The organism is Pseudomonas sp. (assembly GCF_028293835.1).
GTDB lineage: Bacteria > Pseudomonadota > Gammaproteobacteria > Pseudomonadales > Pseudomonadaceae > Aquipseudomonas.
Genome location: NZ_JAQGNX010000099.1, coordinates 1 through 14,788, shown reverse-complemented (window position 1 = coordinate 14,788; position 14,788 = coordinate 1). Strand labels below are relative to the sequence as shown.

The 14,788-nt window shown below is 56.1% G+C and carries 13 protein-coding genes; 4 read left to right on the top strand and 9 right to left on the bottom strand.

The features are described from left to right. A partial coding sequence (locus JWR17_RS13950; RefSeq protein ID WP_299832409.1) for a Rieske 2Fe-2S domain-containing protein occupies positions 1-716 on the bottom strand: 716 nt, incomplete at its 3' end. A 171-nt stretch (positions 717-887) separates the two neighbouring features. On the opposite strand from JWR17_RS13950, the gene JWR17_RS13945 reads away from it, so the two are divergent. Further along, entirely contained in the window at positions 888-1,553 is a 666-nt protein-coding gene (locus JWR17_RS13945; RefSeq protein WP_299832407.1) for a GntR family transcriptional regulator, read from the top strand. 56 nt (positions 1,554-1,609) lie between these two features. On the opposite strand, the gene JWR17_RS13940 is transcribed toward JWR17_RS13945, so the two are convergent. After that, a complete protein-coding gene (locus tag JWR17_RS13940) occupies positions 1,610-2,920 on the bottom strand; it encodes an MFS transporter (RefSeq protein ID WP_299832405.1) in 1,311 nt (436 codons plus the stop codon). A gap of 98 nt (positions 2,921-3,018) precedes the next feature. Next, positions 3,019-3,858 (bottom strand): class II aldolase/adducin family protein, encoded by an 840-nt coding sequence (locus JWR17_RS13935; protein WP_299832403.1) that lies wholly within the window; start codon positions 3,856-3,858, stop codon positions 3,019-3,021. 116 nt (positions 3,859-3,974) lie between these two features. Here JWR17_RS13935 and JWR17_RS13930 point away from each other — a divergent pair, with 116 nt between their 5' ends. Together JWR17_RS13930 and JWR17_RS13925 are read left to right on the top strand one after the other, a co-directional pair. After that, entirely contained in the window at positions 3,975-4,868 is an 894-nt protein-coding gene (locus tag JWR17_RS13930; RefSeq protein WP_299832401.1) for a LysR substrate-binding domain-containing protein, read from the top strand. A 297-nt stretch (positions 4,869-5,165) separates the two neighbouring features. Beyond that, complete coding sequence (locus JWR17_RS13925; protein WP_299832399.1) at positions 5,166-6,710, top strand: inorganic phosphate transporter; 1,545 nt, start codon at positions 5,166-5,168, stop codon at positions 6,708-6,710. A gap of 11 nt (positions 6,711-6,721) precedes the next feature. Here the strand turns inward: JWR17_RS13925 and JWR17_RS13920 are convergent, their stop codons facing one another. Both JWR17_RS13920 and oxlT read right to left on the bottom strand, forming a co-directional pair. After that, positions 6,722-8,311, bottom strand: a complete 1,590-nt coding sequence (locus tag JWR17_RS13920; protein WP_299832397.1) for a gamma-glutamyltransferase family protein — start codon at positions 8,309-8,311, stop codon at positions 6,722-6,724. Between the two features lie 16 nt (positions 8,312-8,327). Continuing rightward, a complete protein-coding gene (gene oxlT, locus JWR17_RS13915) occupies positions 8,328-9,605 on the bottom strand; it encodes an oxalate/formate MFS antiporter (RefSeq protein WP_299832395.1) in 1,278 nt (425 codons plus the stop codon). Positions 9,606-10,150: 545 nt separating this feature from the next. On the opposite strand from oxlT, the gene JWR17_RS13910 reads away from it, so the two are divergent. Next, positions 10,151-10,708 (top strand): methylated-DNA--[protein]-cysteine S-methyltransferase, encoded by a 558-nt coding sequence (locus tag JWR17_RS13910; protein ID WP_299832394.1) that lies wholly within the window; start codon positions 10,151-10,153, stop codon positions 10,706-10,708. 230 nt (positions 10,709-10,938) lie between these two features. Here JWR17_RS13910 and JWR17_RS13905 read toward each other — a convergent pair whose 3' ends face one another. The 4 genes from JWR17_RS13905 to JWR17_RS13890 all read right to left on the bottom strand — a co-directional run bounded on the left by JWR17_RS13905 (position 10,939) and on the right by JWR17_RS13890 (position 14,579). Then, positions 10,939-11,388, bottom strand: coding sequence for an ester cyclase (locus JWR17_RS13905; protein ID WP_299832391.1), 450 nt, complete (start codon positions 11,386-11,388; stop codon positions 10,939-10,941). A 200-nt stretch (positions 11,389-11,588) separates the two neighbouring features. Next, positions 11,589-12,470: an NmrA family NAD(P)-binding protein gene (locus tag JWR17_RS13900; protein ID WP_299832389.1), complete on the bottom strand. Its 882-nt coding sequence runs from the start codon at positions 12,468-12,470 to the stop codon at positions 11,589-11,591. A gap of 95 nt (positions 12,471-12,565) precedes the next feature. Then, entirely contained in the window at positions 12,566-13,666 is a 1,101-nt protein-coding gene (locus JWR17_RS13895; protein ID WP_299832387.1) for an alpha/beta hydrolase, read from the bottom strand. Between the two features lie 7 nt (positions 13,667-13,673). Further along, positions 13,674-14,579, bottom strand: a complete 906-nt coding sequence (locus JWR17_RS13890) for an aldo/keto reductase (protein WP_299832385.1) — start codon at positions 14,577-14,579, stop codon at positions 13,674-13,676. Between the last annotated feature and the right edge of the window lie 209 nt (positions 14,580-14,788).

Sequence of the window (14,788 nt, the reverse complement as noted above, 5' to 3'; positions counted from 1 at the left end):
TCAAAGGTCGTGCCCTGGAATTGCTTGTTCACGACGTTTTTGGCGGCGTGCAACGCGGTGGGGTGAAAATTATCAGCGGCGTTGTCCTGCACCTGTAGCCAGTTGCAGTGCTGAAAGTTGCTATAGCCGACCAGTTCGTCGCCCTCCGCTACGGTGAAATCCTGCTCCCATTCCGGAAACGGTGGCTCCTCATCCGGAGGGCCCATGTAAGCGAAAACCAGGCCGTGTCGTTCAAAGGCCTTGTAAGCCCCCTGGCGAATCGAGCACGCATACTTCTCACCGTCTTTTTCTTCGCCGGCCGGGAAAGGTACGTGCAGGCATGCGCCATCCACGTCGAACACCATCCCGTGATAGCAGCACTTGATGCCGCGCTCTTGAATCGCGCCGTACTCCAGCGAAGCGCCGCGGTGTACGCAATGCGCATGCAGCAGGCCGACCTGTCCGCTGCCGTCTTTAAAGGCGACCAGTTCCTCGCCCATGATCTTGAGGAAGCGAGGCGTATCGGTCAGCTCCAACGTCATACACACCGGGTGCCAGAACCGGCGCAGGTATTCGCCCATCGGCGTGCCCGGCCCGGTTTCAGTCAATTCAGGATCATGTTCGGCTTGTTTGTTGGTGTGATAACCGCCGTAGGCAATCAATTTCTTTGGCACGGCGCTGGCTGCGGCACCGCTGCCACGTTGATCATCGTCATGCTTATCAAGTTTTTCGCTCATGGCTTGGGTTCCGTTTTTATTAGAGTAATGAGTTCTGAACTCTGTATACAGAGTTCAGAGTCTTGACCTATGCTTGTCTCAAGTCAAGGGACAATTGGAAATGCCGAGGAGAAGATGGACAATGCAGCTCGAATTCAATCCAAACCCGTTAGCTCACCTCAGAGCCCGTTTATGAATGCCAAGCTTCAGCGAGTTCAAACTCGCCCTGATTACGTTGATGAGGTCTACAAAGCGTTGCTTGACGCTATAAGCGACGGCTCGCTTGCACCGGGCAGCCGCATCACTCAGGAAGAAATTGCCGAGCAGATGCATATCTCCCGCTCCCCCGTCTTGCAGGCGTTGCGCCTGCTGAAAAAGGACGGGCTGGTGCAGGACGCGCCGGGACGCGGGGTGCTGGTGACGCCATTGACGGTTGAGTCCATCAGCAATCTGTATCTGATCAGAGGCGCGCTGGACAACCTGGCGGCGAAGTTGGCTGCCGGTAAACGGCATCAGATGGACCCTGCGCTGATCACTTACGGTCGCGACGTCTCAAAAGGCAAGGACGTAAAAGTCATGATCGATGCCGACGTGGCATTCCATAACGCCATCTACGTCGCCTCGGGCAATCCGCTCATTGCCCAAAGCGCAGAGGTTTATTGGGTCCACTTGCGCCGAGCCATGGGCGCGGTGCTGCAATCCAGCGAACAGCGCCAGACGATTTGGGATGAACACGAAGCCATCGCGCAAGCGATCACGCAAGGTAACGTGGCGCTTGCTGGAGAACTCACCGACCACCACACCACTCGGGCCAGGGAAAGCCTCGCTGAGCGTCTGGGTCGGTACCTGGAAAAATAAAAAACCCGCCACGTTTCGGGGCGGGTTGGCGTTCTTCAATCTTCGGTGGGATGTCATCAACGGTTGACGATGGCCTTTGGCATCGACAGGCAGATAAACGCTGCAAAGACCAATGACCCTGCAACGCAATACAAGCCGATGTCCGTACTCTGCGTCGCGTCCTTGACCCATCCGATGAGATAAGGGCTGATGAACCCGGCCAGATTCCCTACGGAGTTGATCATGGCAAGGCCCGCCGCCGCTGCAATACCACCTAGAAATGCTGGCGGCAAGCACCAGAACTGACACAGTCCGGTCATGATGCCCATGGTCGCTATGGACAAAAACATAATGGCAATCATTGGATTGTGAGTTGTGAACGTACTTAGGACCAAGCCTGCCGCGCCCAATAAGGCCGGTATCGCCGCATGCCAACGCCGCTCTTTTCGACGGTCCGCGCTACGCCCGGTAAAAATCATGGCCAATGTGGCTGCCGCGTAGGGGATGGTGGTCAGCAGCGCGACATGCACGGGGTTGTCGATGCCCGAGCTTTTTATCAGTGACGGCAGCCAAAAGCTGATGCCATAGAGCCCCATCATGAAGCCGAAGTACCCGGCACACAGGACCCATACACGGCGATTGCGAAACGCGCCGAATGCAGAATGCACCTCCGCTTGACCCTTCTCTCTGTCCAGATTGTGGACCAGCGTTTCTTTTTCCTGGCGGCTCAGCCATTTGGCATCCTTGATCCCGTCGCTCAGGTAAAACAGCACCACCACGCCGGCAATGATCGAGGGAATGGCTTCGAGAAAGAACAGCCACTGCCAGGCCGCGTAGCCCTGCGCACCGTGAGTGGACGCCATGATCCATCCAGACAACGGCCCACCGATAACGCCCGCCATAGGGATGCCGGTCATGAATAGCGCGGTGATTTTTCCCCGGCGGGATGGCGGGAACCAATAGGTCAGATAGAGGATGATCCCCGGAAAGAATCCTGCCTCGGCAACGCCCAGCAAGAAACGCAGAATGTAGAAGGACGCTGGGGTGTGCACGAAGATCATGCACGCTGACAACAGCCCCCAACTGATCATGATCCGGGCAATCCACCGCCTGGCACCGACCCGGTGCAGCATGATGTTGCTCGGCACTTCGAACAGAAAATAGCCAAGGAAAAAGATGCCGGCGCCCAAGCCATAGATCGTTTCGCTGAAGCCCAACTGGTCAAGCATTTGCAGCTTGGCGAAACCGACGTTGACGCGATCCAGATAGGCAAACACGTAGCAGATGAACAGGAAAGGAATCAGTCGCAAGGTCACCCGTGCGTACAGTTGAGTTTCGCTGTTAGTGGTCTTTTGTTCCGGGTACGGTGCCTCAAGCACGCTAGACATAGCCGATCTCCACGAATTTGTTGTTATTTTCAGGCTATCGATTTGGCCGTCAGGCCGACTCGCAGACGCCCATCATGTGAAGGCGCCTGCAAGAGATTTTACGAAAACATGTCTGGCTGCTCAGACACCAATTTGTCATACAGCGCCTGGAAATGAAGCCAGCCTATATAAGGACTGCCGACGTTTTCTCGGCTGTAGCGCGCGCGCTCGGGCGTAACCAGTATCGGCGTTATACCGCTGGCCTGGATCAGTAACTGCTGCTGACAGCAACGCTCCAGCGCGATGAACCAGAAAGCGGCTTCGTCGATGCTGTGGCGACTCGCGGTTAACAGCCCGTGATTCTGATGGATCGCAGCGCGCACATTGCGAAAGTGCTCCGCTACCGATTTACCCGCTTTCGTTTCGACGGCCACTGCCCCAGCTTCGCTGGTAATCACGGCGTGGTCTTCAAAGAACACCGCAGCGTCCTGGGAAATCGGTGGTAATGGCAGCCCTGTAGCCGCCCAGGCAATCCCGTAAATGGTATGGGCATGACACATCGCGACAATATCCGGGTGGGCTTCATGAACAGCCGCGTGCAATACAAAACCGGCACGGTTGATCGCATAGTCGCCTTCTACGACAACGCCGTTGTGATCGGCGAGGATCAAGTTAGACAGCTTGACCCTGGAAAAATGAACCGCCATTGGGTTGGTCCAATACAACTCAGGAAATTCGGGATCACGCACCGTCAGGTGGCCCGCAAATCCATAATCCAGACTGTGCGCGGCAAAAGCCCTACACGCTGCAACCAGGTGCTTCTTGCGATACTGCCGTTCTTGATCATGGGATTTGAATTCCGGGATTTCCGGAAATATCAGACCCTCCTGCTCTGGCTGATAAATAGAGATACGGCGTTTGCCATTCACGGTAGGCGCAAGTTGCAACAAAGGATCCATGTTCATGACCTCTTAATTATTATTGAACAGGATTGATGGTCGCGAAGTCGCCACTGCGTTGACAAACGATCCCTTTTCACTGATTGTTGAATAAAATTCACCCATGAGCGTTTGCCATGAGAAATTTGCCCAACTTCGCTTCCCTGCGCGCATTCGAATCAGCCGCGCGCCTAGAGAGCTTTGCCGCCGCAGCAGATGAACTGCACCTGACACCGTCTGCCATCAGTCACCAGATCAGAAATCTGGAAACCAGCCTCGGCGTTACCTTGTTTGTACGCCACACCCGTCGAGTTGAACTCACAACCAATGGCCAGCAACTGGCTGGCAAACTCAGCACTGCCCTCGACGCACTGGAGGATGCCTGTTCCGAATGGATGCATGTGCCTGAAACAATGAGCTTGTCCGTCCACTGCGCCCCCAGCTTCGCTTCGAAGTGGTTAGCCCCCCGGTTAAGCCTGTTCATGAACCTGCCCAACCCCATCAACATCCGACTTACCTCCAGCGCCACGCCGCCAGACCTGATTCGCCACGAAGAAGTGGATGTCGCAGTGACATACGGCGCGCCCATCGAACGCGTCGGCATTGTTTATGAGGCACTGGGGAAGGAAATGATCGCGCCCATGGCTTCGCTATCTTTGATCGGCCACGCTATGCCTCGAACAGAAAAGGAGCTGGCTCAGTTTCCGTTGATTGACTCTCAGTTGAGTCCTGTCACGTGGGGCGACTGGTTTGTGCATCGGGGGGTGCAACGGGAATTGCAATATTCCGGGCCTTCGTTTGACCGGGCGGCGATGGCGCTGGGGGCGGCAGCAGATGGGTTGGGGATTGCGCTAGAGTCGACGCGGCTGGCGGAAGACGAGCTGAAAAGCGGGAAATTGGTTGTGGTGGAGGGGTTTGAGCCTTGCCTGCGCAGGGAGATGCATTTTCTTTGTTATCGGGCGGGTAATAAGAAGAGTCGCAAGGTAGAGCGGTTCAAGGATTGGTTGATGGGGCAGCTAGGAGGGCATTGATTCCGCCGTTTTATCGCCGTTTGCAGAATTGACGAAGCCAGGAGCAAAAACTGGCTTTACCAAACCCTAGTGCAAAAGCGCTGTCGGATAAGCACCAGCATTCAAACTCCTGCACTGTCTGATCTACCCTCGCCCATTAATTTGAGGCGTCCGTCGCACTTAACAAGGCATTGCCGAGTCTCAAGTCTGCATCGTTGCAGCGAAATAGCTTCAGTGTGATGCTCAAACTCCCTTGAGGTGTAAATGGTCCATCCGCTCCGTCGCAATTCATCCGTTGCACGCCCCCGGCTTCACCGTATGGGCCCACTCACCATGGCGCTGTTCGGCATACTGTTAGTCGGCGGACTGGCCTTCAGTGCCTGGAGGATATTCAAGGACGTGGGTAATGCAGGAACCGTTTACACGACATGGTTGCCCTATGGAATGCTGGCCCTGGCCCTCGTCATCGCTTTGGGCTTCGAGTTCGTCAACGGCTTTCATGACACAGCCAATGCGGTCGCGACCGTCATCTACACCCACTCTCTGCCTGCCAATGTCGCGGTGATCTGGTCGGGGTTGTGCAACTTCACAGGCGTACTGCTTTCCAGCGGCGCCGTCGCGTTCAGCGTGGTCGCTTTGCTGCCGGTGGATATGATCCTCCAAGTGGGTTCCCGCAATGGTTTTGTCATGATATTCGCATTGCTGATTGCCGCCATCATCTGGAACCTCGGGACGTGGTGGAAGGGATTACCCGCGTCCTCGTCGCACACCTTGATCGGCTCAATACTGGGTGTGGGCATTACTAGCGCCTGGCTGGATGGACGATCAGGCACTCAAGGAGTGGACTGGTCGCAGGTCACCAAAGTTGGTTACGCGCTGCTCCTGTCACCGTTAGTAGGCTTCGTCTGCGCAGCCGGCTTGCTTCTCCTGCTAAGGCTGTTGGTCAAACAGAAAGAGCTGTACCAGGAGCCCATCGGCGATCAACCGCCTCCGGCCTGGATTCGCGGTTTGCTCATCCTCACTTGCAGCGGTGTTTCGTTCGCTCACGGCTCTAATGATGGTCAAAAAGGCATGGGCTTGATCATGCTTATCCTGGTGGGCATGCTGCCGATGGCGTATTCCCTCAATCGTGCGGTACCTGCCACGCAAACCACTCAGTTCGTCGCGGTGGCGCAAGTTACGCGCGATGGTTTGGCCCAGGCGGTGCTTGCGCCCTCTCCCGCCGATCCTCGCGCCGTACTCATTGAGTACGTCCGCAGCCGGAAAGCCCCGCAGGACCTAGTGCCTGCGCTGGCAGGCGTGGTCGGCCTGATTGCCAAAGAAGTGCGCCAATACGGGACCTTGGACAATGTGCCCTCGCAGGACATGACTAACGTGCGCAGTGACATGTTCCTCACCTCCGAAAGCATCCGTCTGATGAACCAGCAAAAGTTGGTCACCTTCTCGGAAGACACCCGCGACAACCTCAATGAATTCAAACGGCAGATCGATGAGGCCACTCGCTTCATTCCGCTTTGGGTGAAAGTCGCGGTAGCCATCGCCCTTGGACTCGGAACGCTGGTGGGTTGGCGGCGGATTGTGATCACCGTTGGGGAAAAAATTGGCAAGAAACATTTGACCTATGCCCAGGGCGCCAGCGCAGAGATGGTGACCATGGTCACCATTGGTGCAGCCGATGCGTTCGGCCTCCCTGTATCAACGACGCATGTCCTGTCTTCAGGGGTTGCTGGCGCGATGGCGGCCAATGGCAGCGGGATACAACTGGCGACTGTGCGAAACCTGTTGCTGGCATGGGTATTCACCTTGCCAGCAGCCATGCTCCTGTCCGCCAGTCTTTATCTGCTTTTCCACGCCATATTTTGAGGCTCGTACCTTTAGTAGCCAGCCGCGGCTCCGTTTCCACGAGGGTCAAATGCGCCTTCGAACGTACCGTTGACCAGCCGAACTGCGGCACCGGCATGGCCCATGGTTTCGGTGAACGGGCTCAGCATTTCCACTTCGTGTCCGCGAGCCCTGAGTTCGTCTAGCACCTCATCATCGAAGCGTGACTCTATTTTCAATGTGTCTGAGCTTTCACCCCAGGTTCGCCCGAGCAACCAGCGCGGCGCCGTCACGGCTTGCTGCAATGGCTGACCGAACACGGCATAACGACTAAACACTGCTGCCTGGGTCTGCGGTTGGCCATCACCGCCCATGGTTCCGTAAACCAGGGCACGGCCGTCGTTCAGACGTGCGGCTGCAGGGTTTAGCGTATGGAAAGGTTTCTTCCCCGGTTTCAATGCCAAGAGATGATGCGGATCCAGACTGAAGGAGGCGCCGCGGTTTTGCCAGTTCAGGCCCGAGCCCTGTAACACAATGCCGCTGCCGAACTCGTGATAGATGCTCTGGATGAAGGATACGGCCAGGCCGTTGTTGTCGATAACGCCCATCCAGACGGTATCCCCAGGGCCTTTTCCTTCGCCCCAAAGCGCGGCTTTCTGAGGGTCGATGTTTGCCGCTATCGCTTGAAGATTGGCTGGATCAAGGCAGCTTTGTGGATCAATAGTCATGTGCTCGGGGTCGGTGATGTGGGTATCGCGCACAGCAAAGGCGAGCTTGGTTGCTTCAACCAGAATATGGATATGGTCAGCCGTATCCGCTGTGTGTTTGCCCAGGCCGGCGTGATCGGAAATGCCCAGGATCAATTGCGATACCAGCCCTTGGCTGGGTGGCGTCAAGTTGTAAACGGTGCCAGCACTGTGCGCTAACTCAAGAGGACGTACTCGCTTCGCTCGGTAATTGGCCAAGTCCTCGCGGGTGACCGGTGCGCCCAGCACTTTCAGATCGCGGCTGATGGAGTCGGCGAGTGGGCCTCGGTAGAAACTGTCCAGACCACTCTCAGCCAAGGTGCGCAACGTGGCCGCCAGGCGTGGCTGCTTGAACAAGCTGCCGGCTTCAGGCGCCGCACCGGCGTGTAAAAAGGTTTCAGCGAACCCCGGAATATCCCGCAGTTCGGCTAGCTTGCTGGAGGTGGCCATGTGCTGTGAAAGCGTGGTTGGAATTCCGGCGCCGGCGTAGTGGATCGCGTCCTCCAGCAGACGGGGCAACGGGGTTCGTCCGCCCAACTCAGCGGCCACGCTCAACGCTTCCTGCCAGCCGCCAACGGTCCCCGCGACAGTCAGCGCCGCGTCGGCACCCCGCGTAGGGATCTTACTCATGCCCTCGTAACGGCCCAGGGTTGCCAGGCTACCCGCAGGCCCGCTGGCGTCGATCGCTATTGGCGCGCCTTCGGCAGGCATGATCAACCAGAAGCCATCGCCTCCTAAGCTATTCATGTGCGGATAGACAACAGCGATCGTGGCGGCAGCGGCGACCATTGCTTCGATGGCGTTGCCGCCTTCACGCAACACTGCCAGGGCCGATTGAGCCGCTAAGCTGTGAGGAGCGACGGCAATGCCGCGAGCGGCAAGTGTGGTATTCAACATACGGACAATCCTTATTTTAGAAACTACGGGCGCGCGTGCTAATCCAATTGGCGCGAATACGTTTGAGTACGAAAAACGCAAGTAGCGCGGTGAGGATGTCAAAGCTGATGGCAACGGTGAAAACCGGGTACCAACTATTAGTATGCTGATGCAGCAACGCGGCTGCCGGGCCACCGATGATCGAACCGATTCCTTGCGCCATGTACAGGAACCCATAGTTGGTCGTGGCGTGGCGAGTACCGAAAGTGTCGGTCAGGGTCGAGGGGAACAGCGAGAATATTTCCCCCCAGCCCAGGAACACGACCCCAGACAGCAAAACGAACAGCACCGGGTTATCGCTGGTCAGCAGCCAAAGAGTCATGGCCACGCCCTCCAGCAGGAAAGCGAACGCCATGGTGTTTTCGCGGCCATAGCGGTCTGAAATCAAGCCGAACAGCGGGCGGGTCAGGCCATTGCAGATACGGTCGATGGTCAGAGCCAGCGGCAGGGCGGCCATGCCCATGACCATTACAGAAGTCATGCCGAAGTCCTTGGCGAAACTGGCCATTTGCGAAGTCACCATAAGACCTGAGGTCGACATCATGGTGAACATGGCGAACATCAACCAGAACACCGGGGTCTTAAGCATTTCCCTGGGTGGCACATCGACGACGGTCTGTCCGCTTTCCGGCAGTGGAGTCTCACTGAGTACCGGCGGCGGCTGGCGCAAAAATAGCGATGCCAGCAGCCCTACCACACCCAACGCCAGCCCGAAGGTTAGCAAAGTGGTTTCCATGCCTACGTTATGCAGGCTGTTGCTTATGGGAAAGGTGGTGATCATAGCCCCCATACCATAACCGGCGGCCACTGCTCCAGCGGCAAGGCCTCGACGATCCGGAAACCAACGCACCATCAGGCCGACGATGCCGACATAAACGATCCCCGTCCCCAGGCCACCGACCACACCGTAGCTCAGGTAGAGCATGCTCAATGAAGAGGCTTGACTGGCAAGCACCCAGCTAAGGCCGGACAGCGTACAGCCAAGGCCCACCAACGTTCGAATGCCAAAACGATCGACCAGATAACCTTGTACGGGGGAAAAGAAGGTCTGCAAGATAATCAATAGTGAAAACGTTATCTGTACCTGTGCCAGCGAAACGCCGAGTTTCTCGGTTAACGGGCCGGTGAACAATGTCCAGACATATTGCGGGCTGGATATTGCCATCATACAGACGATGCCAATTAAAAGTTGATTCCAACGCACGCTCCTTGAACTAACGTGCGCGGACGCAACTAAATGCTCTCGTATACTCATGAATAGTACTCGCTAATTAGTGTGTGCTACATACGTTGCTAGCAATCACCATGCCAAGCGAATTTACATGAGTAGTGTTAGGCGAAGAGCCATGCAGTACATTGCCGGACATATAAAACTTCAGGCACACGTAACTCTTCCGCTATTTGCGCAGAAAATGTGGGCAGTGAACGTCTAATAATTAATATATAAATTGTTCTGTCAAAGCTACAGGCAGCCATCAGGCATGTCTATCGCTAGAAGGCCGACATATATCGCCTAACGGACAAACGCAAATTTTATGTTTTGTCGGTCATTTTCCCCGTGAGAGTCGCTGGTGCGTACCACGCCGTTTCGCACCATGCTGGCCCAAACCGGTTAACGGCAACTTGGAAAAATCCCGGGGTTGCCAGCTCGAATGGGGCTCAGAACTGGCCTGTCAGCGAGCGTTGACCACAAACGCCTCGCCGCAACAACAACCGTAATTAATTTGATCGCAAGGACCGGAGTTTTTGTTTGTGGTTCGGCATTCATTATAAGGCATCAACTAATGAGGACCTCAGCACATGAATATCTTCACCACTCCAAATGTTAAGCTCAATTTCCGTGAACCGGGCAAACCTGTTCCCGGTGACATCCACTACGCCATTGGCGAAAGCACTCATGGCGTATTGCTCGCGGCTCGTTGTGATGACGGGGTTTGTGCAATTTTCGTGGGTGATCACGCCGATCGACTGCGCAACGAAATAATCGCCGCTTTTCCCAAAAATCCAGTTGTAGAAGAGTACACCGGATGGCAACGCGAATTGGCCCAGGTCGTTGCAGTTATGGAAGGCACGTCTTGTGACCTGATGAACGTGACTGTTGGCGGGACGCCGTTTCAGCAAAAAGTGTGGCAAGCGCTGTGTGCTATTCCCTATGGATCTACGCGCAGTTACCGACAAATTGCCGAGCAACTCGGCACACCCGGTTCAGTCCGGGCGGTGGCTGGAGCATGCGCTGCGAACGTTCTTGCGTTTGCTATTCCTTGCCACCGAGTCGTTAGCGCCGATGGTTCGATCTCAGGTTATCGCTGGGGCAGCGAGCGTAAGCGTGAAATCCTGAAGCAGGAAGGTCGTCTGTGACGGTCCGCCCTCCTCGTTCAGGCAATCAATCGCCCGACTGAAATGGCCGGGCATTGAAGGCTCCCTCAATCAGAACGGCAACGCCTTACTTGCCAAGTCGAATATTGAGTCTTGAGCATTCCATCGTAATTAAAAAGGCCGTCTCCAAAGAATACGGCCTTTTCATAACGCTTTATCGTCACCAAACATCCGCAGTGGCCAGGCGTTTTCAAACACGCCCTTGGCAGTGTTCAGACAGCTTTCAGCAAGCCCAATTGTTGCAATGCGGTCACTCCATCATCCAACCCTATTTCCTCAACGATTTTACCGTTTTGAAGACGCAATACGGTGGTGCCTGTAAAACGCATTTTTTTGCCCGTCGCGGCAGGCAGTGAACCTGCCAAGAAATCGTAGAAAGCGGAGCCCGTGTGCGTGCCACCGCCGATCCACCGTCCGACAACATAATCGCCTTCGGCGATCAGATCGGCTGCGCCTGCGAATGACAGATCCGGGAAAGCTGCGCGGAAATCAGCCATAAAAGCTTTGATGTCTTCACGGCCGTTACGCGGATCGTGGAGCGAATAGTGCAGAACCATATCCGGCGCCGCGAGATCATCCACCACTGCCGGGTTGTAATTGTCCCCCCAAAACTCGGTGAACCAGCGACCTACGGTGGCTTTGTTATCTTCTACCTGGGACATAATCGTTACCTTCGGAGTTAGTTTACGTTAAAGGAATGTATTTTCCTCAAACCGAAAACTACCCATCTACGCCTTAATTAAAACTCCGTTTCTTGCTCAACAATGAAAGACTGTCTATAGACCAAATTAAATAAAGAGCCTCCACCTCGCATTCAATTAACTAGAGGACTTCAATCACAGGAAACAGCACGTCTGCTCAGTCAGTCGAACATAGCCGCGTGCTTTCGAACGAACGCCTCGACGGTCATTGGTGGTGTGCCGGTCAGGTCCTTCACGAGAGTATTCGTGCCCGCGAATACGCCGCTCTGGTAGTCGACGGCCACTGACATCAAATGTTGGGCAAAGGTGTCACTGAATTTGGCATCGCTACCTAGGCGCTTCTTGAATAGTTCCAGGTCGATCGGCTGATACGTTATTTCCCGCCCCAAGGCTTTGCTCATCTCAAACGCAATTTCATAGTGGTTCATCTCAACGGGGCCATACAATGGATAGATCTTTCCTGCGTGGGGCGCGGGGTTGCGTAGGACAGCGGCAATGACGCGGCCTTGGTCTTCCGCTGCAATAGGCGCATGTCTGCCGTCGCCGAACGGCAGTCGCAGCACGCCATCCGTCTTGATGTTCGCCACCTGTCCGGGATAGGTCAGCCACTGTGCAAAAAAGGTGGGGCGAAGGTGCGTGACCGGCGTACCGGACCAGTCGAAGACCCTTTCGGAAATCCAGTGATCGCGCGCGGCATGACTTTTCGCTTCGCGGCGTGCAGAAATCTGCGACATGTTCACGATGGCGCTAACCTTCGTCTCCCGCGCAGCCTGCGCAAAATAGGCGCTAGCCGAGACCCCTCCTGACTCGATAGGGAAGACAAAATAGGCTGAATATATTCCGTCGAGCGCGCCGCAGACATCGTCAATATCCGAGAGGTCTCCAACGACGATCTCGACACCCTGTGCTTCCAGCCGCTCCGATCGGTCGCTTTTCGTTCGGACCAATGTCCGAACCCGCTCTCCCGCATGCAGAAGCTCGAGCGCTGCAGCTCCGCCAGTATCGCCTGTCGCGCCCGCAACAAAAATTGTCCGATTAGCCATGAAAGATCTCCCAAAAATTTTTTGAGTCGTTAACGGCATCCAAACTGAACATCAAAGCGGATGGCCGCTTGTGCAACAGTAAACCGCTGCCCCCACTACAATCCTTTCAATTCAAGCCACGAACGAATCACGTGGACCAGCTCGGTCTTGCGTTCGAGCGGCAACCAGTGGCCGGCGGCCAGGTTCGTTACGAAAAGATCCCGACAAGCATCGCGCATAGGCTCCCCGAGTCGGCTGCGGTTGATGTCACAGATAGGGTCCCACTCACCGTTGACGAATAACACGGGCGGGCGAATGCGTCCGCCGTCGGGTGCAGCGTTGGCATAGGTCATGTTGACCCTATCGTTCAGGTACCAGGCATTGGCTGGGCGCAAACCGCTGACCTGGAACGCCTCGACCAAGGCGTCAAAATCGGCGGATGGCCAGAGCGCGGGGTCGGACGGCGTCGGCGGGGCGCGGTGAGCCGAGCCATAACGGCCTCCATTTTGTGTGATCAAGGCAGAGGGCGAGACTAATCCCGCAGACGCAGGGTTGCCAGGCCGAAACGTCGAGGCCAAGGCTGCCGGGATGTCCCCCTCGAAGTCGCTGACCGCCTGATTGAAGTGTGTCAGGTAAAAACGGAAGTAATCCCACTGTCCGTCCGGGTATCGGTCGATGGGGTATAGCTGACGGTCGATCAAAGGCAGGAGATTGGGCAAAGCGAATCCCTTCGGGAAATAAGGGACCGAGATCAGCACCACACCGCGACTGCGATCCCTGTGGTGGGCGGCCAACGCCGCAGCCACCGGGCTTCCCCAGTCGTGGCCAACCCATATTGCCGGGCGCGCGCCCAAATGGTCATGGAGCTCGACCATATCCTCGACAATCTCGCTCAAGGCATAAGCACCCGATTCAGTGGGCGCCGATGAGCCGCCGTAGCCACGCATATCGGGAGCAACACAGCGCCAACCCTGGGAGGCGAAGGCTTCAACCTGCGAGCGCCACATCAGGCCAATCTGCGGCCACCCGTGCAGAAAGACCATTAACGGCCCGTCGACCGGCCCGGCCTCCAGATAGCGCGTTGTGTGGCGGGGTGAGGTGAAGGTGCGCACGTTCAGTCTGGGCACGTTAGGTAAGTCCGAGCCGGACGACACCAGGGAAGCGGCACCGACGACGTGCCCTGCTGAGCTGGGAGTGGGGCGAGAAAAAGTGGGCATGTCTGCGCTAGTCCAGGTTGGTTATTGGAAAGGACTGGGCGCTTACCTGCTCTGGGTCTGGGCCGCCTCGCTCTCCCGTGTCGAGGGCGCTGATCGCTTGAACCTCATCGGATGTAAGCGAGAAATCGAAGATGTCGAAGTTCTCGGCGATACGTTCTGGACGCACGGACTTGGGGATGGGAGACGTGCCCAACTCGATCTGCCAGCGCAGGATAATCTGTGCAGGCGTCTTCGCGTATTTCGTGGCGAACTGAACCACCGTCGGATGCGAGAGAGGGTCATGCATCGCTTTTGAGGTGTTTGCCTTTGCGCCGTCGCGATTGATGCCGCCAATGGGAGACCATGCCTGCGTGATGATTCCGCGCTTCTCGTTAGCCTCACGAAGTCCGCTTTGAATGAAAAACGGGTGCAGTTCTACCTGATTCACGGCGGGGATATGGCCGGTATGTTCGATAAGTTTGTCGAGATGGTTAGCGCCAAAGTTAGACACACCGATCGCCCGAACCCGGCCTTCTGCGAGGAGCTTCATCGCGGCCTTATAAGCGTCGATAGTTGCCTCGAAGGCGGAGGGGTACGGCCAATGGATCAGATACAGGTCCAGGGAATCAAGGCCTAGCTTGCGAAGACTTCGATCAAAAGCATGAAGCGTCTTCTCATAGCCGTAGTCGGTCATCCAGACCTTGGTGGTAACGAAGATTTCTGCGCGCGGGACGCCAGACTCGCGGATACCTTCTCCAACCTGTTCCTCGTTCATGTAAGCCGCAGCCGTGTCGACGAGCCGGTATCCTTTTGCAATCGCCGACCTTACTGCACCTACGGTCTTCTCAGGCTCGCTACGAAACACGCCAAGCCCAATGGCGGGCATTTCGATTCCATTGTTCAAGTTGTAGACCGGGCTTTTAGCAGTCGCCATCGTCATTTCCACCTAAAGATTGGATGCCGCTTGCGCCGTAATGGCAGGTGCAAGTCAGACGGGGCTAACAGCACGCAGGAACGTCACGAGATGCTCATTGACCACATCGGGAGATTCGTGTTGTACCCAGTGGCCCACATTGTCGAGCTCTATACAGTCAATGAGACCGGGAAGGCCGGCGCGCATCTGGTCTACGGTTAGCGGATAAA